The sequence below is a fragment of the Vibrio sp. 10N.222.52.C12 genome (assembly GCF_041474215.1).
GTDB lineage: Bacteria > Pseudomonadota > Gammaproteobacteria > Enterobacterales > Vibrionaceae > Vibrio > Vibrio crassostreae_C.
Window position 1 is genome coordinate 19,644 of sequence record NZ_JBFRTR010000007.1, and the last position, 24,298, is coordinate 43,941.

A 24,298-nucleotide genomic window follows, 5' to 3' on the forward strand; every position below is an offset into this window, starting at 1 on the left:
TATTTAAAGCTTATAGCAGATGTTTATCTAAAAACGTCTTCAGCATTGTGTTCACAAACTCTGGTTGCTCTAACGAGCTAATATGACCTGCGCCAGGAATCACCACTAATTCACTGCCCGTAATGCAATCGTGCATTAGGTATGACTCAAGTACCGGACGTGGTTTATCTTCTTGGCCTACAGCAATCAAAACAGGCAGAGCAAAGTTCTCTACCGATTCAATCATATCGCGACGTCCAAACACCATTCGACCAATGCGCGCCACTTCTTCAGCGTTGTCGCCCTCAAGAGCTGATAACTGCTGAGTAAAACCTTCAACTAAAGCTGGCGTGTTGGTTTGCGTATCATTAGCGAAGAACAGTGGAACAACCGCTTCAACAATTGGCTGAGGAACCGTCTTGGTTTGAGTGATGGTATCTAACATGCTGAAGTACTTAGCGTGAGCAACCTCTGGTTCTAAACCCACAAAAGTATCCATTAGAACCAAAGACTTAATACGTGCAGGTGCAAGTTCCGCTAACTCTGTTCCCCACATACCGCCAACCGATAAGCCAACCACTGAGAATTCTTCGATCTCTAAATGATCAAGCAGAGCCAAAACGTGCTGAGCGTAATCTTTCAAGTTACGCATCGAAGCGGGTGCAGCTTGAGACTCACCGTGAGACCAAAGCTCTGGAACAATACAGCGATACTGAGTTTTTAATGCTTCGATCTGCGGCTTCCACATTGCACTATCCCAAAGGTAGCTGTGGCCGAGTACAACAACAGGGCCTTGACCTTCATCTAGGTACGCCATCGATTGATTGTCTACTGTGAACTTGTTCATTTTCTTCCCTAATCTCTATCAGCAATTATTTATCGACATACGGTCGGTAAGCTAGGATATAAAAACGGCCGCACAAGGCGACCGTTTATCGAAACACTATAGTCAATTACGCAATTGGCTCTAGCTGGTCAATAGGCCAACGCGGTGTGGCATGAACAGACAAATCAGCCGTTTCGCCATTCTTTAGGCGCTGCATGCCCGCATAAGCGATCATCGCACCGTTATCTGTACAGAACTCAGTGCGTGGGTAGTACACCTCACCACCGACTTTCTTAGCAAGCGCCTCAAGCTCAACGCGCAGTTGTTTGTTGGCACTTACACCGCCAGCAATCACTATACGTTTCATGCCCGTTTCAACCAAGGCACGCTTACACTTGATTACTAAGGTTGCACAAACGGCTTCTTGAAACGCGTAAGCAATATCAGCACGAGTTTGGTCATCATTATCGTTATCACGAATGGTATTCGCTGCGAACGTCTTCAGACCAGAAAAGCTCATATCTAAACCCGGACGATCGGTCATTGGACGCGGGAACTTAAAACGACCCGGAGTGCCTTTTTCTGCCAAGCGAGATAGCAATGGACCACCAGGGTAATCTAAGCCCATCAGTTTCGCGGTTTTATCAAACGCTTCACCCGCTGCATCATCAATCGATTCACCAAGGATTCGGTATTCACCAATACCTTTCACTTCTACCATCATGGTATGGCCGCCAGAAACCAGCAGAGCCACAAATGGGAATGGAGGTGGATTGTCTTCTAACATTGGCGCAAGAAGGTGACCTTCCATATGGTGAACAGGCACAGCAGGCACCCCCCACGCATAAGCAATACTGCGACCAATCGTTGCACCAACCAGTAGAGCGCCCACTAAACCAGGGCCAGCTGTGTAAGCCACACCATCAATGTCTTTCGACGTTAGGTTCGCTTCTGCTAATGCCGCTTTAATAAGAGGAATTGTTTTTTTCACGTGGTCACGTGAAGCTAGCTCAGGTACCACACCACCGTAATCGGCGTGCAGCTTTACTTGGCTATATAATTGATGAGAAAGCAGCCCTTGCTCATCATCATAAATCGCGATTCCTGTTTCATCACAAGAGGTTTCAATACCAATAATGCGCATAATTTTCTCGGCACGCTTTCGTCTAAAATGGGAAATTAGCGCAATATTACCCTGCCTAAGCTCTTCAAACAAATATTGTACAGACTATAATCGACAAAGTGCTTTACAAAGCCACTGTGATCGGATTAAAATTCCGCACCATTTTTGATCAAGCTGGTTAATGGCCAAACGCGAATAGAGAGTTAGCTCGATGGGTAACTTCTCTGATTTGGTACTGAGTAGCCAGCGATAATGAATAACCCCTGAGGTGAAAGGCATATGCCAATAGTTAAAGTACGTGAAAACGAACCGTTCGACGTTGCACTACGTCGTTTCAAGCGCTCTTGTGAAAAAGCAGGTATCCTTTCTGAAGTTCGCCGTCGCGAGCACTACGAAAAGCCAACTACAGTTCGCAAACGCGCTAAAGCAGCAGCTCAAAAGCGTCACGCTAAGAAGCTAGCTCGCGAAAACGCACGTCGCGTTCGCCTGTACTAATAACTTAATCCATAAGGACTGAGTTATGGCTCTTATTGAACAACTCAAAGAAGAGCAAAAATTAGCGATGAAAGCCAAGGACAAACCGCGCCTTGGCACTATCCGCTTAGCTCTTTCAGCAATTAAGCAACGTGAAGTTGACGAACGGATCACTCTGAACGACGACGACATTCTTGCTGTATTAGTTAAAATGGTTAAGCAACGTCGCGATTCTGTTGCTCAATATGAATCAGCAAATCGTCAAGATCTTGCTGACGTGGAAAAAGCAGAAATTACGGTACTTGAAGGCTTTATGCCTCAACCGCTAAGTGATGAAGAAGTTATTGCACTACTTGATAGCGCAATCGCCGAAGCTCAACCAGCGGGCATGCAAGACATGGGTAAAGTAATGGCTATCTTGAAACCACAAATTCAAGGGCGTGCAGATATGGGTAAAGTTAGTGGTTTAGTTCGTTCTAAACTCGCTTAATCCCAAATCAAATTGCAACAAGCCGTGCAATCCTTCGGAACGCACGGCTTGTTTGTATCTGTAACCTATTCAAACTATTATTATCCACACTCTCAGTTAGTGCATTTTTCTAAGGTTTTATGGCAGGACACATCCCGCGTAGTTTCATTGATGATCTCCTAGCGCGTCTCGACATTGTCGACATAGTGGACGCACGCGTGAAACTTAAGAAAAAAGGCAAAAACTATGGTGCTTGTTGCCCATTCCACAACGAAAAGACCCCTTCTTTTAGCGTAAGCCAAGAAAAACAGTTTTATCACTGCTTTGGTTGTGGCGTACACGGTAATGCTATCGACTTCATTATGGAGTTCGAACGTCTCGATTTTGTTGAAGCGATTGAAGAGCTTGCCTCTTTCTTAGGCCTCGATGTTCCTAGAGAGCAACGTAGCGGCGAGATATCAACAGCACCAAGAGCCAACAGCGAACAAAAACGTAACCTCTACGATTTGATGGGCGGCATCAGTAATTTTTACCGCTCTCAACTGAAAATATCAGCCAACAAACCTGCGATTGATTACCTAAAGAATCGTGGCCTTTCGGGCGAGATCGTCCAGAAGTTTGGCATTGGTTATGTGGCCGATGAGTGGGACTTAGTTCGTAAGAACTTTGGCCAACAGAAAGAAGCCCAAGACATGCTCGTAACTGGCGGCATGTTAATTGAGAACGATAAAGGTAACCGATACGACCGATTCCGTGGACGCGTAATGTTCCCGATTCGCGATCGTCGTGGCCGTGTGATTGGTTTTGGTGGTCGTGTATTAGAAGACGGTACTCCAAAATATCTCAACTCACCAGAAACGCCTATCTTCCATAAAGGTAAAGAGCTTTACGGCCTTTATGAAGTGCTGCAAGCCTACCGTGAACCGCCGCAAATACTTGTGGTTGAAGGTTACATGGATGTCGTGGCATTAGCGCAATATGGTGTTGATTACTCAGTAGCATCACTGGGCACATCGACAACCGGTGACCACGTTCAAATGCTGTTCCGCCAAACCAGCACAGTGGTTTGTTGTTACGATGGTGACCGAGCAGGTAAAGAAGCCGCGTGGCGCGCACTAGAAAATGCCCTTGAGTACCTGAAAACCGGTAACACACTCAAGTTTCTATTCTTGCCCGACGGTGAAGACCCAGACAGCTATATAAGAGAACACGGCAAAGCCGCTTTCGAACAGCTTGTTCAAAATGCGACACCGCTTTCGACCTATTTGTTCGATAACCTGATTGAAATACACAAGTTAAACTTGGGAACAACCGAAGGGAAATCAGCACTGCGTGCACACGCCAGCGCCTTGATTAATAAAATCCCTGACAGTTACTTCCAAGAATTGCTCGAAAAACTGCTCGATGAGCGAACTGGATTTGATAATCAATTGCGACGTGCGCGTGTTCATACACAGAACCCGACACCTCAACCGCATAAAGAGCTGAAACGCACTCCAATGCGTGAAGTTATCGCTTTGCTTATCCAAAATCCGAGCTATGCTGATATGGTACCGGATTTATCAAGTGTCAAAGGCTTACAATTGCCTGGGCTAAGTTTATTCGTCGAAGTACTTGATAAATGCCACGCGCATCCCCATATCAACACAGGCCAATTATTAGAGCATTGGCGACATAATAAACATGAGGCACTTCTGTCTCGTCTCGCGAGCTGGGAAATCCCCCTCGACGAAGACAATCAAGAAGACATATTTTTAGATTCATTGGACAATATCCTTGCCCAGTGCGTTGAAAAACAAATTGAAAACCTGCAGGCCAAAGCAAGAAGTGTCGGTTTATCAGCCGAAGAAAAAAGGGAGCTACTAGCTTTAATGCTAGATCTAAAAGCGTAACCCTGTTTGATTAGTCAGCATTTAATAAATTTGTTAACATAATTGGTTTGCATTTGAGAATGCAACGTCCTTCACCAGACCTGAAGTTGGATATCATCTATGGATCAAAATCCGCAGTCACAGCTAAAATTACTTGTTATTAAAGGCAAGGAACAAGGCTATCTGACCTACGCCGAAGTAAACGACCACCTACCTGCAGAAATCGTGGATTCTGAACAGGTAGAAGACATCATTCAAATGATTAACGACATGGGTATCAAGGTAGTAGAAACTGCACCTGATGCTGATGATCTAGCTCTTAATGATGACGATGCCAATATAGATGAAGATGCAGCTGAAGCTGCTGCTGCTGCGCTTTCAAGCGTAGAGAGCGAGATTGGCCGTACTACTGACCCAGTTCGTATGTACATGCGTGAAATGGGTACGGTTGAACTACTGACTCGTGAAGGCGAAATCGACATTGCAAAACGTATTGAAGATGGTATCAATACAGTTCAACTATCGGTTGCTGAGTACCCAGGCACTATTCCATACATCTTGGAACAGTTTGACCGCGTACAAGCAGAAGAGATTCGCTTAACAGACCTAATCAATGGCTTTGTTGACCCAGACGACGATGGCACAGCTGCGCCAACGGCGACTCACATCGGTTCAGAACTTGCTGAAACTGATCTGGAAGACGAAGACAAAGAAGACGCTGAAGACGACGAGGAAGAGGAAGAAGAAGATACAGGTATCGATCCTGAGCTTGCTCTTGAGAAGTTCACAGCGCTTCGTACTAGCTACCAGAACCGTCAGCTAGCGATCAACGAGTACGGCCATGAAAGCCCGAAAGCAACGCTTGCAACGACAATGATGCAAGACGTATTCAAAGAGTTCCGTCTAACACCAAAACAGTTTGATTACCTAGTAAACGAACTGCGTAACTCTATGGATCGCGTACGTACTCAAGAACGCCTAATCATGCGTCAAACGGTTGAGTACGGCAAAATGCCGAAGAAATCTTTCATTGCTCTATTTACTGGTAACGAATCTAGCGAAGCATGGTTGGATGAAGTTTTTGCTTCAGACAAGCCATACGCAGAAAAGATCAAACGTAACGAGCACGACATCCGTCGCTCTATCCAAAAACTGGATATGATCGAACGTGAAACGTCTCTTACTGTTCAAAGCATCAAAGATATCAGCCGTCGTATGTCTATCGGTGAAGCGAAAGCTCGTCGTGCGAAGAAAGAGATGGTTGAAGCGAACTTACGTCTAGTAATCTCGATTGCTAAGAAGTACACAAACCGTGGTCTACAATTCCTGGATCTAATCCAAGAAGGTAACATCGGTCTGATGAAAGCGGTAGATAAGTTTGAATACCGTCGTGGTTACAAGTTCTCTACTTACGCTACTTGGTGGATCCGTCAAGCAATCACTCGTTCGATTGCCGACCAAGCTCGTACTATCCGTATTCCGGTTCACATGATCGAAACGATCAACAAACTAAACCGTATCTCTCGTCAAATGCTACAAGAGATGGGTCGTGAACCACTTCCGGAAGAACTGGCTGAACGCATGCAAATGCCTGAAGACAAGATCCGTAAAGTACTGAAAATCGCTAAAGAGCCAATCTCAATGGAGACACCAATCGGTGACGACGAAGATTCGCACCTAGGTGATTTCATCGAGGATACAACGCTAGAACTACCTCTAGACTCTGCAACGGCAACCAGCCTACGCGGTGCAACTAAAGACGTTCTTGCAGGCCTAACACCTCGTGAAGCTAAAGTACTGCGTATGCGTTTCGGTATCGACATGAACACTGACCACACTCTTGAAGAGGTTGGTAAACAGTTCGACGTAACTCGTGAACGTATCCGTCAGATCGAAGCAAAAGCACTACGTAAACTTCGTCACCCAAGCCGCTCAGAAACTCTGCGTAGCTTCCTAGACGAGTAATCGCACACTCAAGTGTGGTTAGCTTTTAAGCATAAATAAGAAAAGGTGAGCGTTGGCTCACCTTTTTTTTATCTGTGTGATTTAAGTGGCTAAGATGTAAGCGGAATTGCCCCTTATAGTGTCTAGACACCACTGAATGCTTCCCCTATAATCTATGCCCTACGGCCCCTTAGCTCAGTGGTTAGAGCGCACGACTCATAATCGTTCGGTCCCCAGTTCAAATCTGGGAGGGGCCACCAAATTTAGAAAAGCCAGAACAGTTCACGCTGCTCTGGCTTTTTGCTTTTCTGATTCAGTACCAATCACACCCTGCACTTCCGAACCAAAAACGAATCGTCCCGCACACAATTCCAATTGCCTCTCTGTGACTAAACATACTTTTCTTTTATAAAAAAATCGGCAATATGAGAGTACATAAATCGCTCAATAGTTCAGGGAAGACTCATGAAAGACGAAACACTCTCGATTCACTTCGGTTACGACACTGATCCAACAACCAAATCGGTTGCCACTCCAATCTACCAAACCGTCGCGTACGAATTCGATGACGCACAACACGGCGCCGACCTCTTCAACCTTGCGGTGCCAGGCAATATCTACACTCGCATAATGAACCCAACCAATGATGTGTTAGAAAAACGCATGGCCGCCTTAGAAGGAGGTATCGCAGGCTTAGTGGTAAGTGCGGGCAGTGCTGCGATCAACTATGCGATTCAGACGTTGGCGCAAATCGGTGACAACATTGTTTCAACACCTCAGCTTTACGGTGGTACTTACACCCTATTTGCTCATATGCTGCCAAACCAAGGGATCGAAGTTCGTTTTGCTAAAGACGATAAACCAGAAAGCTTAGCGGCACTGATTGACGAAAAAACCAAGGCGGTTTACTGCGAAAGTATCGGTAACCCAGCAGGTAATATTATCGACTTAGAGCGTGTTGCTGAACTTGCTCACGCACAAGGTGTACCTGTGATTGTTGATAACACGGTGGCGACGCCTGTGCTGTGTAAACCTATCGATTTTGGTGCTGACATCGTGGTGCACTCACTAACCAAATACGTGGGTGGTCACGGTACAACGTTAGGTGGCGTGATTGTCGATTCAGGAAAATTCCCATGGGCAGAGCACAAAGAGCGCTTCCCTGTTTTTAATCAGCCAGAGCCTTCTTATCATGGCGTGGTTTATACCGAGGCATTTGGTGAGGCTGCGTTTATTGGTCGAGCTAGAACGGTTCCCCTACGTAATACAGGTGCAGCACTGTCGCCAATGAATGCTTTCATGTTGATGCAAGGCTTGGAGACATTGTCGTTACGTATGGAGCGACACACAGAGAATGCATTGAAAGTGGCAGAATACCTCAGCCAACACGAAAAAGTCAGTTGGGTAAGCTACGCTGGTCTGCCTAGCTCAGAATTCTACCCGCTTGCTGAAAAATACATGCAGGGTAAGCCATCGGCTATTCTATCTTTTGGTTTAAAAGACGGTTATGAAGCCGGTGTTCGCTTCTATGATGCACTGCAAATCTTCAAGCGCTTAGTTAACATTGGCGATGCGAAATCTCTCGCTTGTCACCCAGCTTCGACGACACACCGTCAACTAAGCGAAGCTGAACAGAAACAAGCCGGTGTATCACCGGAGATGATTCGCCTATCAGTAGGTATCGAGCACATTGACGATATCTTGGCTGACCTAGAGCAAGCACTGAGCGCTTAATGACGCTACAGCTAGCTCTAACACTGATCGTTAAGTAACAGACATAAAAAAGCCCATCACAGGATGGGCTTCTTATTATCTATATCTTAGGTAAGCTGTCGATTACTCAACTGTTACCGCTTTCGCTAGGTTACGAGGTTGGTCAACGTCGGTACCTTTTATTAGTGCGACATGGTAAGACAGCAGCTGCATCGGTACTGTGTAGTAGATAGGCGCTGTTACTTCACTTACGTGAGGCATCTTGATGATCTTCATGTTCTCATCGCTTTCAAAGCCCGCATCTTCATCAGCGAATACGTAAAGTAGACCGCCACGAGCACGCACTTCTTCAACGTTCGATTTCAGCTTCTCTAGCAAGTCGTTGCTTGGTGCAATAACGACTACAGGCATATCTGCATCGATAAGAGCCAAAGGACCGTGCTTAAGCTCACCAGCTGCGTATGCTTCTGCGTGGATGTAAGAGATCTCTTTCAGTTTAAGAGACGCTTCCATCGCGATTGGGTAGAACTCACCACGACCCAAGAACAGTGTGTGATGCTTATCAGCAAAATCAGGTGCCAGTGCTTCAATTTCTTTATCGAACGCTAATGCTTTCTCGATATCAGCAGGCAGTTGGTGAAGTGCTTGAACGATTTCCGCTTCTTTTTCTTCATTGATACGACCTTGTAGACGACCAATTGACGTTACCATCATCAGCATCGCTGCTAGTTGAGTTGTGAAAGCTTTAGTAGAAGCAACACCGATCTCTGTTCCTGCGCGAGTCATGAAGGCAAAATCAGATTCACGAACCAGTGAAGAACCCGCAACGTTACAGATAGTCATTGCAGACATATAACCCTTCTCTTTTGCAAGACGAAGTGCAGCAAGCGTATCCGCCGTTTCACCAGATTGAGACAGAGTCACCAATAGGCTGTTCGGACGAACAACGAAATCACGGTAACGGAATTCAGAAGCAATCTCTACGTCACAGCTTACGCCAGCTAGAGATTCAAACCAGTAACGCGCTGCCATGCCTGAGTTGTAAGACGTACCACATGCGATGATCTGCACGTGTTCAACCTTGCTTAGGATCTCTTCAGCTTTAACGCCGATCGCGTTAGTGATAACCGAAGTGTCAGAGATACGGCCTTCCATTGTATTGATCAGCGCTGTTGGCTGCTCGAAGATCTCTTTCTGCATGAAGTGGCGGTATTGACCTTTGTCACCTGCGTCGTGTTCAGCGTTTGACTCAACGATTTCACGCTCAACACGCTCACCCGCTACATCAAATACCGTAACATCACGACGAGTTACCTCAGCAACATCACCTTCTTCTAGGTACATGAAGCGACGAGTTACGCTCAGTAGCGCCAGTTGATCAGAAGCAAGGAAGTTCTCGCCGACACCAAAACCGATAACGATCGGGCTACCAGAACGAGCTACAACGATACGGCTAGGATCTTTACGATCAACCGCAACCGTGCCGTACGCACCGTCTAATTGTTTTGCTGTTTTCTGTAGCGCTTCAACCAAAGAAGCTGAAGTGCGAAGTTCCCACTCAACTAAGTGAGCAATAACTTCTGTATCCGTTTGTGAAGTAAATACGTAACCACGCTCTTGCAGCATAGCGCGCAGTGCTTCGTGGTTTTCGATAATGCCATTGTGTACAACGGCAATATCACCAGACATGTGTGGGTGTGCGTTCGCTTCAGACGGCTCACCGTGTGTCGCCCAACGTGTATGAGCGATACCTGTACCACCAATCACTTGTTGCTCTTCTACTGCGTCAGCTAGCTCTTGTACTTTACCTAGACGGCGTACACGAGTTAGGTTAGATTCAGTATCGACTACAGCGACACCAGCTGAATCGTAGCCACGGTATTCTAGACGACGAAGGCCTTCTACTAAAATTTCAGCTACATCACGCTGTGCTACTGCACCAACAATTCCACACATAGTTTCACTCCATCAATTTTGTTTTATTCCTATTGGCAGCAAGCAAAGGCCAAATCTTCATTAAGATCAATTATAGGAAGGTAAATGCATAATACTTAAATTTGTTTTTACGCTGGATCGGTCAGGATCACTCGAACATCATGTGATTCGATACTTGCTTTGGATTCTTCGCCTAAGTCTGTATCGGTAATTAAGATGTCAATGTGTTCCCATGCCAGCTCTAAGTTCGGGATCTTTCGTCCCACCTTTTCCGACTCAACCATCACGATCACTTCTCGTGACACTTCAGCCATTACTTTGCTCAGGCCAACCAGTTCGTTAAACGTGGTTGTGCCTCTATCGAGGTCGATACCATCAGCCCCAATAAATAGTTGGTCAAAATCGTAAGCACGAAGTACCGACTCTGCAACTTTGCCTTGGAAAGAGTCCGAATGGGTATCCCAAGTGCCGCCAGTCATTAATAACGTCGGCTCGCTTTCAAGCTCATTAAGCGCATTAGCAACGTGCAATGAGTTGGTCATAACAACCAAGCCACGCTTAGCATTAAGCTGCTGAATTAGAGCACCGGTCGTACTGCCACTATCGATCACGATGCGGTTATGGTCGCGAATTAAATCTGCAGCGGCTTTTGCCAATGAAATCTTTCGAGTCGAAACTTGTTGACCCAGTTCTTCGTTGACAACCTCTTTCGGTAACGAAATCGCACCACCATAACGGCGTAAAAGCTGACCGTTTTTCTCTAAAGACGCCAAGTCCTTTCTAATAGTGACTTCTGAGGTTTCGAACTTAGCGGATAATTCATCAACACTAACCTCCCCTTTTTCATTCACTAGGTTAGAAATTGCATGTCTTCTGAGCTGGGTGTTTCGTTTCGACATTTAAAAAAGGCCATTAAGTTTCGATATGAAACATATTATAGTTACAACGAAACTATTTAGTCCATTTATTTTGATCCAAAAAATTAATAAATAGCGATAAAACCTTGTCCTAAGACAATTGTTAAGCAGTGATATTGAACTCATTAGGTGGTAGAATCCGCACCCGAAAAGAAAAAAAATTACAAAACTGACTGTTATTTTTTTGCAACCTACCCCCTATATAGTGGGGTAAGTCACAGAAAACCGATATTGAATCAAAATCTTTTAGTCATAAAATGACTAAAATTGATGAAAGACTTACAACTCTGAAGGACATATTGGAAGTCCCGCGCTTTTACACAACAGGCACAAAATGTTGATGTAGCGGACCAATCTTCAGAACTTAAATAAATTTCAAATTGTAACAATACTTACCGGAGAGTACCTTCCATGAAAAAGACCAAAATCGTATGTACGATTGGCCCTAAAACTGAATCTGTAGAGAAGCTAACTGAACTAGTAGATGCTGGCATGAACGTTATGCGTCTTAACTTCTCTCACGGTGATTTCGCAGAGCACGGCACTCGTATCGCGAACTTCCGTAAAGTAATGGAAAACAAAGGTGAGCAACTTGCTATCCTTCTAGATACTAAAGGTCCAGAAATCCGTACTATCAAACTTGAAGATGGTAACGACGTAGATCTAGTAGCTGGTCAAGAGTTCACTTTCACAACTGACGCAACAGTTGTTGGTAACAAAGACGTAGTAGCAGTAACTTACCTAGGTTTCGCTAAAGACCTAACAGCAGGTAACACTATCCTTGTTGATGACGGCCTAATCGAAATGGAAGTTATCGCAACAACAGAAACTGAAGTTAAGTGTAAAGTTCTTAACAACGGTGCTCTAGGCGAAAACAAAGGTGTTAACCTTCCTGGCGTTTCTGTTCAACTTCCTGCTCTTTCTGAGAAAGACAAAGCTGACCTTAAGTTTGGTTGTGAGCAAGGCGTAGATTTCGTTGCTGCTTCTTTCATCCGTAAAGAAGAAGACGTTAAAGAAATCCGTGAGCTTCTAAACGCTAACGGCGGCGAGAACATCCACATCATTTCTAAGATTGAAAACCAAGAAGGTGTAGATAACTTCGATTCAATCCTTGAAGCTTCTGACGGCATCATGGTTGCTCGTGGTGACCTAGGTGTTGAAATCCCAGCTGAAGAAGTAATCTTCGCTCAGAAGATGATGATCGAGAAGTGTAACCGTGCACGTAAGATGGTTATCACTGCAACTCAAATGCTTGACTCTATGATCAGCAACCCACGTCCAACTCGTGCTGAAGCGGGTGACGTTGCGAACGCAATCATGGATGGTACTGATGCAGTAATGCTTTCTGGTGAAACTGCTAAAGGTAAGTACCCAGTTGAAGCTGTTACTATCATGGCTCAAATCGCGAACCGTACTGATTCAGCTCTTAAAGCTGAGCTAGGTTCTCGTCTAGACAGCCCACGTCTACGCATCACTGAAGCAGTATGTAAAGGCGCTGTAGACACAGCAGAGAAGCTAGCTGCTCCTCTAATCGTTGTTGCAACTGAAGGCGGTAAATCTGCACGTTCAGTACGTAAGTACTTCCCAACTGCAAACATCCTAGCTCTAACAACTAACGAAAAGACAGCTGCACAGCTAGTTCTTACTAAAGGTGTTAAGCCAGTTCTTGTTGACTCTATCGAGAACACAGACGCGTTCTACATCAACGGTAAAGAAATCGCTCTACAATCTGGCCTAGGTAACAAAGGCGACATCGTAGTTATGGTTTCTGGTGCTCTAGTAGCTTCTGGTACTACAAACACGGCATCTGTTCACGTTCTATAAGAATGAACCGATTCGCATAAAATATAAAAGAGGGCTTCGGCCCTCTTTTTTTATGAAACAAAATCTTGCCTAACTTTTCAGTACGCTGTATTATCAATCACAATAGAACTACGTACTGTTAACCTCCAACTGACTCTTTCTAAGAGACGGATTAGCAGACTAGAAATCATATATAGATGAGGTTTGTAATGTCTAGTCCTACGCTCACTGACAAAGTATCAAAGATGATTCGCCAAGATATTCTTAATGGTGAGTTAACCCCAGGCCAAAAGCTTGTTGTTGCTGTTCTAAAAGCACGCTACAACGTTGGTGCATCCCCTATTCGCGAAGCCTTGGTACAGTTATCTTGGAGCAAATACGTAAAGCTAGAGCCACAAAAAGGCTGCTGGGTATCTCCTGTATCAAAGAAAGAACTGAATGACCTATACGAAAGCCTTCGTGTTGTATCATCGGTTCTGCTTAAAAAAGCGATTGCAGCAGGTGATGAGAGCTGGGAACTGGATGTACTAACGTCTTACCATAAACTATCGCGAGTACAGTACGTATCTGAAGAGTTTGACTGTGTAGAATGGGAAGAGCGCCACCAGCAATTCCATGTCGCACTGCTTGAAGGTGCAGATTCAGAGAACATGTTTAAGTTCTTTGATGACCTAATTAACCAAGTGAAACGTTACCGCTTCCTCGCTATGTCTGCAGAAAGCGCATCAGATGATCTGTTCAATATTGATGAACACGAAATGATCATGAAACTAGTACTGTCTAAGAATGTAGAACAAGCGACTGAACTGCTTGATCAACACCTGCTAGGTTCAATGAAACGAATTGAAGAAGTTATCGAAGCGGCATAACGCTAAAGTAGCTTCTAACCAAATAAAAACGGAGCCCAATGGCTCCGTTTTTTGTTTCCAGTATTACGACTGAACTACCACCCAAAAAACTCTTTGTGATGAGTATTGAGTAGCACAACCATAGGTAAAAAATACAAAGCACTCAATTGAAAGCCAAGAATGGCTAATGTGCCTATGGTTAACCTCACTAAAAAATCGACAAACATACCACGCCTCTTTTAACCAGACTGTATGATCCCCAAACTCTTGCTCCAGCTAACCTAATTCTACTGCTGCCTTTCAAACCATTGAAAAGGCTAGCTAATCAGTTGAATTAAGTTAACGGTGTCATCCTTTTACATCTGGTAAACACTCTATTTATTACACCGTTAAGCACGATGTAATCTGAAGCAAGGTAGTTTACTTATTGTTCATTTTAGCTCAAATTTCCACCAGCATTAGACTTTAGTCTAACTGTATAGATTTTGTGACATAGGTCGCTCAAAAGTGAGATTCCTATAAAAAGGGGGAGAGATAAAGTGAGTCGGGGCCAGCTTGAAGAGGTGAAGCAAAGAGAAGACAGGACTAGATAGAAGCGAACCTAAGCGACATCATCGTAGCTAGGACACATAGAGACCGTATTACGACCAGACGATTTAGATTCGTAAAGCGCAACATCGGCACACTTGTATGAGCGAGTACTGTTACTTGTTAAATCAGTAAAGCCAACACTCACCGTTACCTTAGTTCCGGCTGCCAGTTCAATCTCTATTCGCAAGCGATCCAATACGCGCTTTGCTTCTGGCAGAGACGTGTGTGGCATCAAGAGTGCAAACTCTTCTCCTCCGACACGTGCAACAAAGTCCGTCCCACGAAGGCTATCTTGCAGAAGTTTAGCAACACCAGCGATCACACGGTCACCTTCGTCGTGGCCAAGCTCATCATTGATTCGCTTGAAGTTATCGATGTCCACCAAGGCTAAGCAGGTGGTCGCTTCGATCGGGTAACGCTCAACTAAGCGAGAATAGTAGGCCAGCTGCTCTTCGAATTTTCGTCGGTTCCAGAGATTACTCAAAGAGTCACGTTCACTTAAAATCCTCAAACGTACTTCAAGCTCCTTCCTTACGGAAATATCAACCAACGAGGTGATGTAGTAACTGACTTTGCCTGAATTGTTTTTGACCGCATGCACTCGCATGATCGCAGTAAAAGGAATACGCAGCTTGTTCTTACACTGAACCTCCCCTTCCCATACTTCTTCTTGCTCTAAATGACTCCAAATAGCCGAGCTTGAGAGCACTTGGTCGGTATTCTCAAGCAGCAACTGCAATGCATTTTGACCGATCACCTGTTTTTTGCAGTACCCAGTCATGTTCTCAAATTCGTTGTTGATCATCATTGTGCGGTGCTGCTTGTCAGAGATCATCACTGCCGACATACCATTCAATGCGGCTCGTGCCAATTTACTCTCTAGGCTTCGGCGTCGGCAGTGCGTCACCAGGTAAGCAAACGGGAAAGCGAATATCAGCACCGTAATCAGAACAATGATCTCTTCATGGGCCAAATCATCTAGATCACGCTCAGCCCGATCCATCAGTTGCTTTTGATTAAGTTGAATCAGTAAATGGACCTTTTGACTGTTCGCGAGCATAACCGTGTTAAAGGCAAACAAATTACCATCTTCAAAAACGTATCCCACCTGATCATTGGAGATCGCATCCCACGTCTTCGGCGCGATATTTTTCAGGTTATAGCCTTTTCTTTCAGGAATAGAGTCTCCGAACAACTTACCGCTGTTGTTACTCGCGATGAAGTAACCCGCGTCATTGAGAACTTCTGCTCTAAGATCGTTATCTGGTGAAAAGCTCAGACGCGACGATAAGCCCCATACATCAAGATTGATGACGAGGTAGCCTACTCTTTCGTCAGGGGTTTCTACTGGGGTAAAGACACGGATTACCGGCGAATAAGGGAAGGTGACTTCACCATGCTCAGTTTCAAGCTCAATACCCCAACCGCCAATCTGTTCGGCTTCTAGTTTTTGAGCGTATTGGAAGTAGTTAGAATCCGACCTATCTTGCAGCTGTTGAGGAAACGTCACTCTACCGGTATCAGAGGAGTAGTTAACACGCACCAATTCTTTGCCAGTGACATCTAACAGATGGATTTGTGTATACCACTTCTGGTTCACGAGAACAGATTGCCAGACCTCTTCAAGTAGATGTTTGGTTTGGTCTGAGGGAGAGGAAGCAAAGTTAACCAAGCTCTGGCTATGACTGAGTAGCTCCATGACCGAGACTAACTGAGTCTTGAGAAGATCATAATCTCGCTTGGCATACACTAACTGATGAACGGCTTGCTTAGCTGAGTAGTCAAAGCTCTGCTGTTTTACTTCTTTGTAGCGCTGCAAATAATACAGACATACTGCAGAAGACAATATGATAGAGATAATCAGCAATGTAATTATTGATTTTTTATTTCGCATTGCTAACTCAGATGAATGGAAGTGCAGCGCGGGATTATAGCACTCTAAAAAATTAACAAAATAAAAGCCGCTTAAAAAAGCGGCTTTAAAGTTATTTTTTAAAGACTTATCGTCTAGGCTTTCAACGCACGTTCGCCTCGTGCGATGCCAACAACACCACTTCGAGCTACTTCAAGCACTTCCGTCACTTCAGACAGCGCCTGAATGAAGGCATCCAGTTTCTCGCTAGTACCCGCCATTTGAACCGTATATTGAGAAGCCGTAACATCAACGATCTGACCACGGAAGATATCCGCTGTGCGCTTCACTTCCGCACGAGCAAAGCCGCTCGCACGTACTTTTACCATCAACAGCTCACGTTCAATGTGTTCAAGTTCAGACACTTCTTGTACTTTAAGTACGTCGATTAGCTTATGCAGTTGTTTCTGAATCTGCTCAAGCTGCATTTCGCTCGAGTTAGTAGTGACGTTCAAACGAGACAGCGTCGGATCATCGGTTGGAGATACGTTCAAAGACTCGATGTTGTAGCCACGCTGAGAAAACAAGCCAACCACACGAGAAAGCGCACCAGGTTGGTTTTCCATTAGTAGTGAAATAATGTGTCTCATATTATGTTCTCTCCGTTTTGCTTAGCCACATGTTATCCATACCCTCGCCTTTGATCTGCATTGGGTATACGTGCTCGGTGTCATCCACACTAATATCGACAAATACCAAACGGTCTTTCATCGCCAGTGCTTTTTCCAAACCTGATTCCAATTCATCCGGAGATGAAATGCGCATACCAACGTGACCATAAGCCTCAGCGATAGCAGCAAAATCAGGAACAGAGTCCATATATGAGTTAGAGTAACGGCCTTGATAAACAATGTCTTGCCACTGTTTTACCATGCCTAGGAAACGGTTGTTAAGGTTAATAATCTTAACCGGGATATTGTATTGCAGCGCAGTCGACAGCTCTTGGATATTCATTTGAATGCTGCCGTCACCGGTTACCACAACCACCTCTTCATCTGGCTTAGCAAACTTAACGCCCATACCAGCAGGCAGGCCAAAGCCCATCGTGCCTAGACCACCAGAGTTAATCCAACGACGTGGCTTGTTAAACGGGTAGTATAAAGCAGCAAACATTTGGTGTTGACCTACGTCAGAAGCAACATAGGCATCGCCATTGGTTACTTTATGCAGTGTTTCAATTACTTGCTGTGGTTTGATGCGCTCAGACGATTTCTCGTAAGCTAGGCAGTCACGCTCTTGCCACTGCTTGATTTCACTCCACCAGCTTTCAATCGCTTCTGCATCGTTAGTGCCGCCTTGCTCAACGAGCAAGTTCACCATGCTCTCTAGAACCTTTTCAGCAGAACCTACAATCGGTAGATCCACTTTTACGTTCTTAGAGATCGAAGATGGGTCGATATCAATGTGCATGATCTTCGCATCAGGGCAGTACTTATCTAGGTTATTAGTCGTTCGATCATCGAAACGTACGCCAATACCAAAGATCAAATCCGCATTGTGCATCGCCATATTGGCTTCATATAAACCATGCATGCCTAACATACCCAAAGAGTTCTTATGGGTGCCAGGGAAAGCGCCAAGCCCCATTAGGGTGCTTACCACAGGTAAATTCAGTGCCTCTGCTAATTTTAACAGCGGCTTATCTGCCTCAGAAATAACCGCACCACCACCGACATAAAGTACCGGCTTCTTCGCTTCAAGAAGGGCTTTTAGCGCCTTTTTGATCTGACCTTTATGACCCGTAACCGTTGGGTTATACGAACGCATTTTGAGCGTTTCTGGGTATTCATAAGGAAGCTTGATTTGTGGGTTTAAGATGTCTTTCGGCAGATCAATAACCACAGGACCGGGACGCCCTGTCGTTGAAATATAGAATGCTTTTTTAACGACTTCAGGGATATCTTCCGCTTTCTTAACTAAGAAGCTGTGTTTAACGATCGGGCGTGATACACCCACGATGTCACACTCTTGGAAGGCGTCGTTACCAATAAGGTTATTTGGTACGTTACCAGAAATAACAATCATTGGGATTGAGTCCATGTAGGCTGTTGCAATACCAGTAACGGTATTGGTCGCACCTGGACCAGAACACACAAGTACTACACCCGGTTTACCAGTAGAACGAGTATAGCCATCTGCCATGTGGGTAGCGGCTTGTTCGTGTCGTACTAATACGTGTTTAATTTCAGCAGTTTTAGCATGCAGCGCATCGTAGATATCAAGTACAGAACCACCTGGATAACCAAAGATTTGTTCTACACCCTCTTCAATTAGAGACTGCACCACCATCTCAGCGCCGGATAACATTTCAGCGCCGGATGACATGGCTGTTTCAGGTTTTGTTGTCATATTGCTCTCCTCACCAGTTTCCAATCATATTTGGTGAACATGTTGGGCTGGTTTTTCATAGTCTAGGGCTTATTCGTAGCCTAATTCGAAATACTTCCACTTTTTCGGCTATGGCTGTCTGTCGTGATAACAACAAACAGTAATACGAAACAACTTTAACGCTTTATTATCATCTGGTCTAACACCTGTTATTCGGCAACTATGCCAAAAAACCAACTATTAGCTCAAAGCATTAAATAAAACCCAACTCAGCCCCACACGCCAGGTTTAAACACTAGTTAGCGAACAAAAAAAAGCACTTAATATTTTAATAGATCGCTATTTATCGATAAACCGCGAGCTTGCTGGTGTGCGCTTTCGCACATTGTGCTGTGTCATTAGATACAAAAAATCCCCCTAAAAATGCAATCACATTCGTAGGGGGATTTTTAAACAACTGAAAATTTATCTAAGCAGAAAACTACTTATCTTTAGGCTTTTCGTTGTACATTTCTTCGATTTCGTCTTGATACTTATCGTTGATAACTTTACGACGCAATTTTTGAGTTGGTGTCAGTTCACCATCATCCATAGAAAATGCTTTTGGTAGCAGTTTGAATTTCTTCACTTGCTCAAACTTAGCCAGTTCTTGCTGTAGGTCATTCACACGCTTTTCTAGCATCTCGACGATTTGGTGGTGCTTAACAAGTTCAACGCGATCGTGATACTTGATATTAAGCTCTTTGGCGTACTCTTCTAGCGAGTCATAACAAGGAACAATCAGCGCAGAAACGAATTTGCGTGTATCAGCGATAACAGCAATCTGTTCGATAAAGTGATCTTTACCAATCGCACCTTCAACCACTTGCGGGGCAATATACTTACCACCAGAAGTTTTCATCAGCTCTTTGATACGATCAGTAATGAACAGGTTACCATTTTCATCAAAATGACCCGCATCACCGGTTTTCAAGAAACCGTGCTCATCGAATGTCTTTGCGGTCTCTTCTGGCATCTTGTAGTAACCGCGCATCACCATTGGACCACGAACAAGAATCTCATCCTTAGCACCAATTTTTACTTCAGCGCCCGGCATCGACATACCAATTGAATCAGGGTTAAAACAGCGGTCATCCCAGCACGATACTGTTGCCGTGGTTTCTGTCATGCCGTAGCCAAGTTTTACGTTGATGCCGATAGCATGGAAGAAGCGACCAATCGTCTCATCAAGCTTCGCGCCACCACATGGCATGAAGTTGATGTTACCGCCGAGTAGAGCGCGCAGTTTAGATAGCACAAGCTTATCAGCTAGCGCATGGCTCTTCTTCAGCATCAACGATGGAGTACGACCTTCTTGGTGACAAACTGAAAGCTTTGCTCCCATGTTCACCGCCCAAGTAAATAGCACTTTACGAATAAATGGTGCTTTAGATACCTTCTCGTGAATCGCAGAGAAGATCTTCTCGTAGAAGCGTGGAACCGCACACATTACAGTAGGTTTCACATCACTTAGCGCATCACGCACTTGCATCGTATCTTGCAGGTAGCAGTTGGTTGCGCCTTTATAAAGAACGTAGAACGTCCAAGCACGCTCAAATACGTGTGATAACGGTAGGAAACACAATGAGACATCGTCTTTGCTCAGGCTAAGGCGCTCATCGTGGCCTTCTAACTGGTAGCCAATGTTGGTGTAATCAAGCATTACGCCTTTTGGCTGACCTGTGGTACCAGAGGTATAGATAAGAGTCAGCAGGTCGTCCATGCTTGCATCAGCAAGACGCACGTCAAGTTCAGCTTGTTGTGCTTCAACGCCGCGCGCCATGAAATCAGCCCAAGATACCGCAAAGCTATGGCCTTGAAGATCGATATCATCAGACATCGCGACAACCACTTCTAGCTGTTCACACTCTTCGAATAGGCTCACCGCCGCGTCAAATTGAACTTGCTCACCAACGAATAAGATCTTCACATCCGCATTTTGGATGATGTAAGACGACTGTGCTGCTGTGTTGGTTGGATAAATCGGCACAGTCACAAGACGAGCTTGTAAAGATGCAAAATCTGCCACGGTCCATTGAGGCATATTATTTGAATAGATACCGATCTTATCTTGAACTCTCAGTCCCTGAGCCAATAGTGCTAATGAAAGCGTATCGATTTGTTGTCCAAACTGCTCCCAGCTAATACCTTGCCATACATTGTCTACTTTGTGCTTCAAAGCTGTACGGTTGCCGCCTTGGGCAATTTGGTCACGAAGTCTTTTTACGATATGAAAATCTAAATTGGCCATCTCTTTACCTTTGGCTTACACCTGTAAGCTTTTTTGAGCGCACAAGTGTACCTCTGATCATGGAAAAGGCAACTGATGAAGCTCAAAGTTATAAGTAATAGTACGTCTCACGCTAAGTTTTCTATCAACAAAAATAGCAGGTACAAAAAAGCCCCAAGCCAGACTCCTAGCTTAGGGCTTATAAAACATAGGGATTAGTGTCTAGTTAAGTGCCACTACTTCGCCACAGATCATCATTAACTGATCTCGTAACCAAATGTGTCCTTTGTCCTTTTCACTTGATTCGTGCCAGCTTAGGAAGCCTGAAATTGCCGCATTATCAAATGGGAAATCTAGAATCTGAAGCTGCTCTTTGTTTGCTGCATGTTCTACCATCCAACGAGGAGCAATCGTTACTAGTTCAGACTGACCTACAACGTAAAGAACGTTGCTTAGGCTCGTGCCTTCGTAGAAAGGCATGCAGTCTAGGTCACGGTAAGCTTGCTCAGAGAAGCTACGTTGACCGTGAATGCGAGACAATTTCGCGTGCTTTTCGTTAAGCAGCTCTGCCGCTGTTACTTCACCGTTAATGCGTGGGTGAGAAGCAGAAGCGACAACAACCAACTCATCTTGGAAGATTTCAGTGCTTGAGAAACCTTGCTCATCAAAGCGAGCGTAATCGATCACGAAGTCGATTTCTTGGTAGCGCATACGCTCAGAAAGTTGACGATCGAATTCAGCATCCATGTGCAGTTTAACGCTAGGTGCTTGCTCGTTGATAGTCGACATAATCTTAGGTGCAAAACGCATGTCACAAGGGCTGCAAATCGCAAGCTTGAACAGGCGAGAAGAAGACTCTGGAGAGAACACAGAACTTGGTAATTCGTTGCGTACTAATTGTAGCGCTTGGCGGATAGGACCAAACAACTGACGTGCACGTTGAGTCGGTTGAATACCACGACCTTGGCGCATGAATAGTTCGTCGTTAAACATCACTTTTAGACGAGCAACAGCGTTACTTACAGCAGGCTGAGACATACCCAGATTGTGAGCTGCACGTGTAATGTTTTGCTCTTGCATAACTGCATCAAATACAGTCAAAAGATTTAAGTCGACTCCACGAAGTGTGCTTTCCATTCTGTAGCTTGCAATAGCACTCATTGCGTCTTTCTTATCTAACATTCAAGTTGCCTCTTGTCGGTTCGACAGCGTTAAATTGGTAATGGTATGAGAATAGATAACCACTAATTCTTATATTTATCAGACCGATGTTTTTCGGATTGACATTACTATTAACCAATACATCTCGAGCTACCAACAAGATTGATAAAGAATAATTTTATTTTACCTTAATGATTAAACAACATCTAAAAATCAATTATTTATAGAGTTATAAAAAAACATAAAATGCGTCACTTATGAGTTTAATTTCGACTTATTTAGCTGTTCTATCGTTTGGTTACATTTGTTACAATTTATTGAGCTCGTGAATTGTTCAACCGGTCAATTCAGAAATAGCACTTATGAGTTAGGTGAGCGATGCATAACTTGGAAAGTCGACCTTGTCCCAAAGTTGCTTTCTTAAATCATCTTGATTAGACCAATTCCCTGCTAATACCCACTCAACGAGTGCACTTGCCACGTCTGGATAGGTGACCACTTCGGCCTGTTTTTCACTGAGCCAAGCGCGCAAGATAGCCGCATCTAAAAAGGTCATGGTTTGAGCTAACCCAAGGGCCTCTAGCGTCGCCACATTGCTCTGTTGTTCGAACTGTCCTTCGAGTGGTTTGAGAAGCAATTTCTTCCCCAAAGTTAGGGCTTCAGATGGCAATTCAAAGCCGCCATTTGCGACCACACCAGAGCACTGATTGAGGTCGAATTGAAAGCCCGCATGACTCAGTGGTTTGAACTCAATATTTTCAACTCGGCTATGCTCAATCACATCCGGGTGGTAACAGACAAAGTTTTGCGAAATGAACTTCATCAGCAGCTCTGAGATCGACTCAAGATCCTCAAATGGCAAATAGACCAACGTAAAGTCTTGTGCTGTTTTGGTTTGTTGCTCACCAACCAGCGTGTGAACGATAGGCGGCAAAATCGGCTGTTCAAAGTGATACCAGTGCAAGCCAATAGAGTGCTCGGTTGGGGCGAAATGTTGAATCACTGAATGTTCAATCCAGTTGCCCCCTTCTTTGGGTACATCATAACGAAACGCATTCTGGTGGCTTATCCCAATGCATGGCACACCTTGTCTCTTAGCCGCCCATGCAGTGACAGGCTCAAAATCATTAATCACTAAGTCATAAGGCGTAAGATCGATCTGGTTAATCTCACGGAGAAATCGCCAGATGTTGTTCTTCATGAATGTTTTGCCGTATTTAACCTGCCCCTGCTCGCTGTAAAAAGTTAAGCCGCTGCGGGTCTGATAGTTGCCAAACGCTTCCATCGAAAAGTATTTGCTCTCATCTCGCCCAGAGAACAGAAAATCGACATCAATATTTTGCTGACGAAAAGCGACGGCCATTGCTCTCGCTCGAGCGATGTGCCCATTTCCTGTGCCTTGTACGCCATATAAAATTTTCATGCATGTTCCTTTAAATTTACCACTTAAGCTCGGCAGTGGTTGCCAACAAAATAATTACAGGATGAAGCTGATAGCGAGGCTGGTACAAGCGATGCCCAAGGCTGCGCCAATCAGTACGTCCGTTAAAAAGTGCACACCGAGCAGGATTCGAGAGCCTGCAATCGCAGTTGCCCACACCAAGCTAAAGAGGTACAAGCTCGGATAGAAATGTCCAATTAAGGTCGCCATAACAAAAGCAGCAGCGGAATGCCCTGAAGGCAGACTGTATTTATCGGATGGCACAATATGAGAGTGAAGTAGTGAAGAGAATTCAGCTGGTCGACGGCGCTTGAGGGTATTTTTAGCAAACCAGTAAATAGGCAGTTCGATTGCGAAGGCGGTTAAGCCCACCAAAAGAAAGTCTCGACCGGTGTTGCTATCGACCAGCAGTGCAATCAAGGCAATCAAAACATAAAGGTGTCCATCTCCAGTATGAGACACCGCTTTACTGAGCGTTGCATGTTGCCCGCCATAGCGGTTGTTTAAACAGAAAACAGAAAATGCCACATCCCAGCGGACAATAGGTTCGATAGTACGCATACGATCTCCTTAACAATCCTTATTCAGTTAAGGCTCAAGTTATGCCCAACAAATGACAGTTAAGTGACGTTTTGAATGAACTAAAATGAAATTTCCCATGCTTGATAGACAGGTCAATGGATCAAGTCAGGAT

At 44.7% G+C, this 24,298-nt stretch carries 18 protein-coding genes and 1 tRNA gene; 8 read left to right on the plus strand and 11 right to left on the minus strand.

Annotation, left to right across the window (positions count from 1 at the left end; all coding sequences use genetic code 11):
- Positions 1–10: 10 nt before the first annotated feature.
- Both AB4623_RS00895 and tsaD read right to left on the minus strand, forming a co-directional pair.
- On the minus strand, positions 11–826 hold the full coding sequence (locus AB4623_RS00895) for an alpha/beta fold hydrolase (RefSeq protein ID WP_372098075.1): 816 nt from the start codon (positions 824–826) through the stop codon (positions 11–13).
- 106 nt (positions 827–932) lie between these two features.
- The gene (gene tsaD, locus AB4623_RS00900; protein ID WP_017061410.1) at positions 933–1,949 is read right to left on the minus strand and encodes a tRNA (adenosine(37)-N6)-threonylcarbamoyltransferase complex transferase subunit TsaD; all 1,017 of its coding nucleotides are present in this window, start codon (positions 1,947–1,949) and stop codon (positions 933–935) included.
- 258 nt (positions 1,950–2,207) lie between these two features.
- Between tsaD and rpsU the strand changes: the two genes are divergently transcribed.
- From rpsU to AB4623_RS00930, 6 genes are all read left to right on the plus strand, one after another.
- Positions 2,208–2,423, plus strand: coding sequence for a 30S ribosomal protein S21 (rpsU, locus tag AB4623_RS00905; protein WP_004396009.1), 216 nt, complete (start codon positions 2,208–2,210; stop codon positions 2,421–2,423).
- Between the two features lie 25 nt (positions 2,424–2,448).
- Positions 2,449–2,892 (plus strand): GatB/YqeY domain-containing protein, encoded by a 444-nt coding sequence (locus AB4623_RS00910; RefSeq protein WP_017061409.1) that lies wholly within the window; start codon positions 2,449–2,451, stop codon positions 2,890–2,892.
- 119 nt (positions 2,893–3,011) lie between these two features.
- Entirely contained in the window at positions 3,012–4,763 is a 1,752-nt protein-coding gene (gene dnaG / locus AB4623_RS00915) for a DNA primase (RefSeq protein ID WP_017062923.1), read from the plus strand.
- 99 nt (positions 4,764–4,862) lie between these two features.
- Positions 4,863–6,707: an RNA polymerase sigma factor RpoD gene (gene rpoD, locus AB4623_RS00920; RefSeq protein ID WP_372145522.1), complete on the plus strand. Its 1,845-nt coding sequence runs from the start codon at positions 4,863–4,865 to the stop codon at positions 6,705–6,707.
- A gap of 163 nt (positions 6,708–6,870) precedes the next feature.
- Positions 6,871–6,946 (plus strand) — tRNA-Ile (locus AB4623_RS00925).
- Between the two features lie 205 nt (positions 6,947–7,151).
- Positions 7,152–8,420, plus strand: a complete 1,269-nt coding sequence (locus tag AB4623_RS00930) for an O-acetylhomoserine aminocarboxypropyltransferase/cysteine synthase family protein (protein WP_102433154.1) — start codon at positions 7,152–7,154, stop codon at positions 8,418–8,420.
- A 102-nt stretch (positions 8,421–8,522) separates the two neighbouring features.
- Here the strand turns inward: AB4623_RS00930 and glmS are convergent, their stop codons facing one another.
- Positions 8,523–10,355 carry a glutamine--fructose-6-phosphate transaminase (isomerizing) gene (glmS, locus tag AB4623_RS00935; RefSeq protein ID WP_017061405.1) on the minus strand — a complete coding sequence of 611 codons (1,833 nt, stop codon included), beginning with the start codon at positions 10,353–10,355 and terminating at the stop codon, positions 8,523–8,525.
- Between the two features lie 107 nt (positions 10,356–10,462).
- Positions 10,463–11,233, minus strand: a complete 771-nt coding sequence (locus AB4623_RS00940; protein ID WP_017061404.1) for a DeoR/GlpR family DNA-binding transcription regulator — start codon at positions 11,231–11,233, stop codon at positions 10,463–10,465.
- Between the two features lie 429 nt (positions 11,234–11,662).
- Here AB4623_RS00940 and pykF point away from each other — a divergent pair, with 429 nt between their 5' ends.
- Positions 11,663–13,075 (plus strand): pyruvate kinase PykF, encoded by a 1,413-nt coding sequence (pykF, locus tag AB4623_RS00945; protein WP_017061403.1) that lies wholly within the window; start codon positions 11,663–11,665, stop codon positions 13,073–13,075.
- 176 nt (positions 13,076–13,251) lie between these two features.
- Positions 13,252–13,923: a GntR family transcriptional regulator gene (locus tag AB4623_RS00950; RefSeq protein WP_372145524.1), complete on the plus strand. Its 672-nt coding sequence runs from the start codon at positions 13,252–13,254 to the stop codon at positions 13,921–13,923.
- A 580-nt stretch (positions 13,924–14,503) separates the two neighbouring features.
- Here AB4623_RS00950 and AB4623_RS00955 read toward each other — a convergent pair.
- The 7 genes from AB4623_RS00955 to AB4623_RS00985 form a co-directional block, all read right to left on the minus strand.
- Complete coding sequence (locus AB4623_RS00955) at positions 14,504–16,387, minus strand: diguanylate cyclase (RefSeq protein WP_017068819.1); 1,884 nt, start codon at positions 16,385–16,387, stop codon at positions 14,504–14,506.
- A 113-nt stretch (positions 16,388–16,500) separates the two neighbouring features.
- Positions 16,501–16,995 (minus strand): acetolactate synthase small subunit, encoded by a 495-nt coding sequence (gene ilvN / locus AB4623_RS00960; protein ID WP_008219984.1) that lies wholly within the window; start codon positions 16,993–16,995, stop codon positions 16,501–16,503.
- 1 nt (position 16,996) lies between these two features.
- Positions 16,997–18,754, minus strand: coding sequence for an acetolactate synthase 3 large subunit (locus AB4623_RS00965; protein ID WP_017062926.1), 1,758 nt, complete (start codon positions 18,752–18,754; stop codon positions 16,997–16,999).
- Positions 18,755–19,214: 460 nt separating this feature from the next.
- A complete protein-coding gene (locus tag AB4623_RS00970) occupies positions 19,215–21,023 on the minus strand; it encodes a long-chain fatty acid--CoA ligase (protein ID WP_136973936.1) in 1,809 nt (602 codons plus the stop codon).
- 201 nt (positions 21,024–21,224) lie between these two features.
- Positions 21,225–22,184, minus strand: a complete 960-nt coding sequence (gene leuO, locus AB4623_RS00975; RefSeq protein WP_136973937.1) for a transcriptional regulator LeuO — start codon at positions 22,182–22,184, stop codon at positions 21,225–21,227.
- A gap of 346 nt (positions 22,185–22,530) precedes the next feature.
- Entirely contained in the window at positions 22,531–23,586 is a 1,056-nt protein-coding gene (locus tag AB4623_RS00980; protein ID WP_017068817.1) for an MJ1255/VC2487 family glycosyltransferase, read from the minus strand.
- A gap of 54 nt (positions 23,587–23,640) precedes the next feature.
- On the minus strand, positions 23,641–24,165 hold the full coding sequence (locus AB4623_RS00985) for a phosphatase PAP2 family protein (RefSeq protein WP_017062930.1): 525 nt from the start codon (positions 24,163–24,165) through the stop codon (positions 23,641–23,643).
- Between the last annotated feature and the right edge of the window lie 133 nt (positions 24,166–24,298).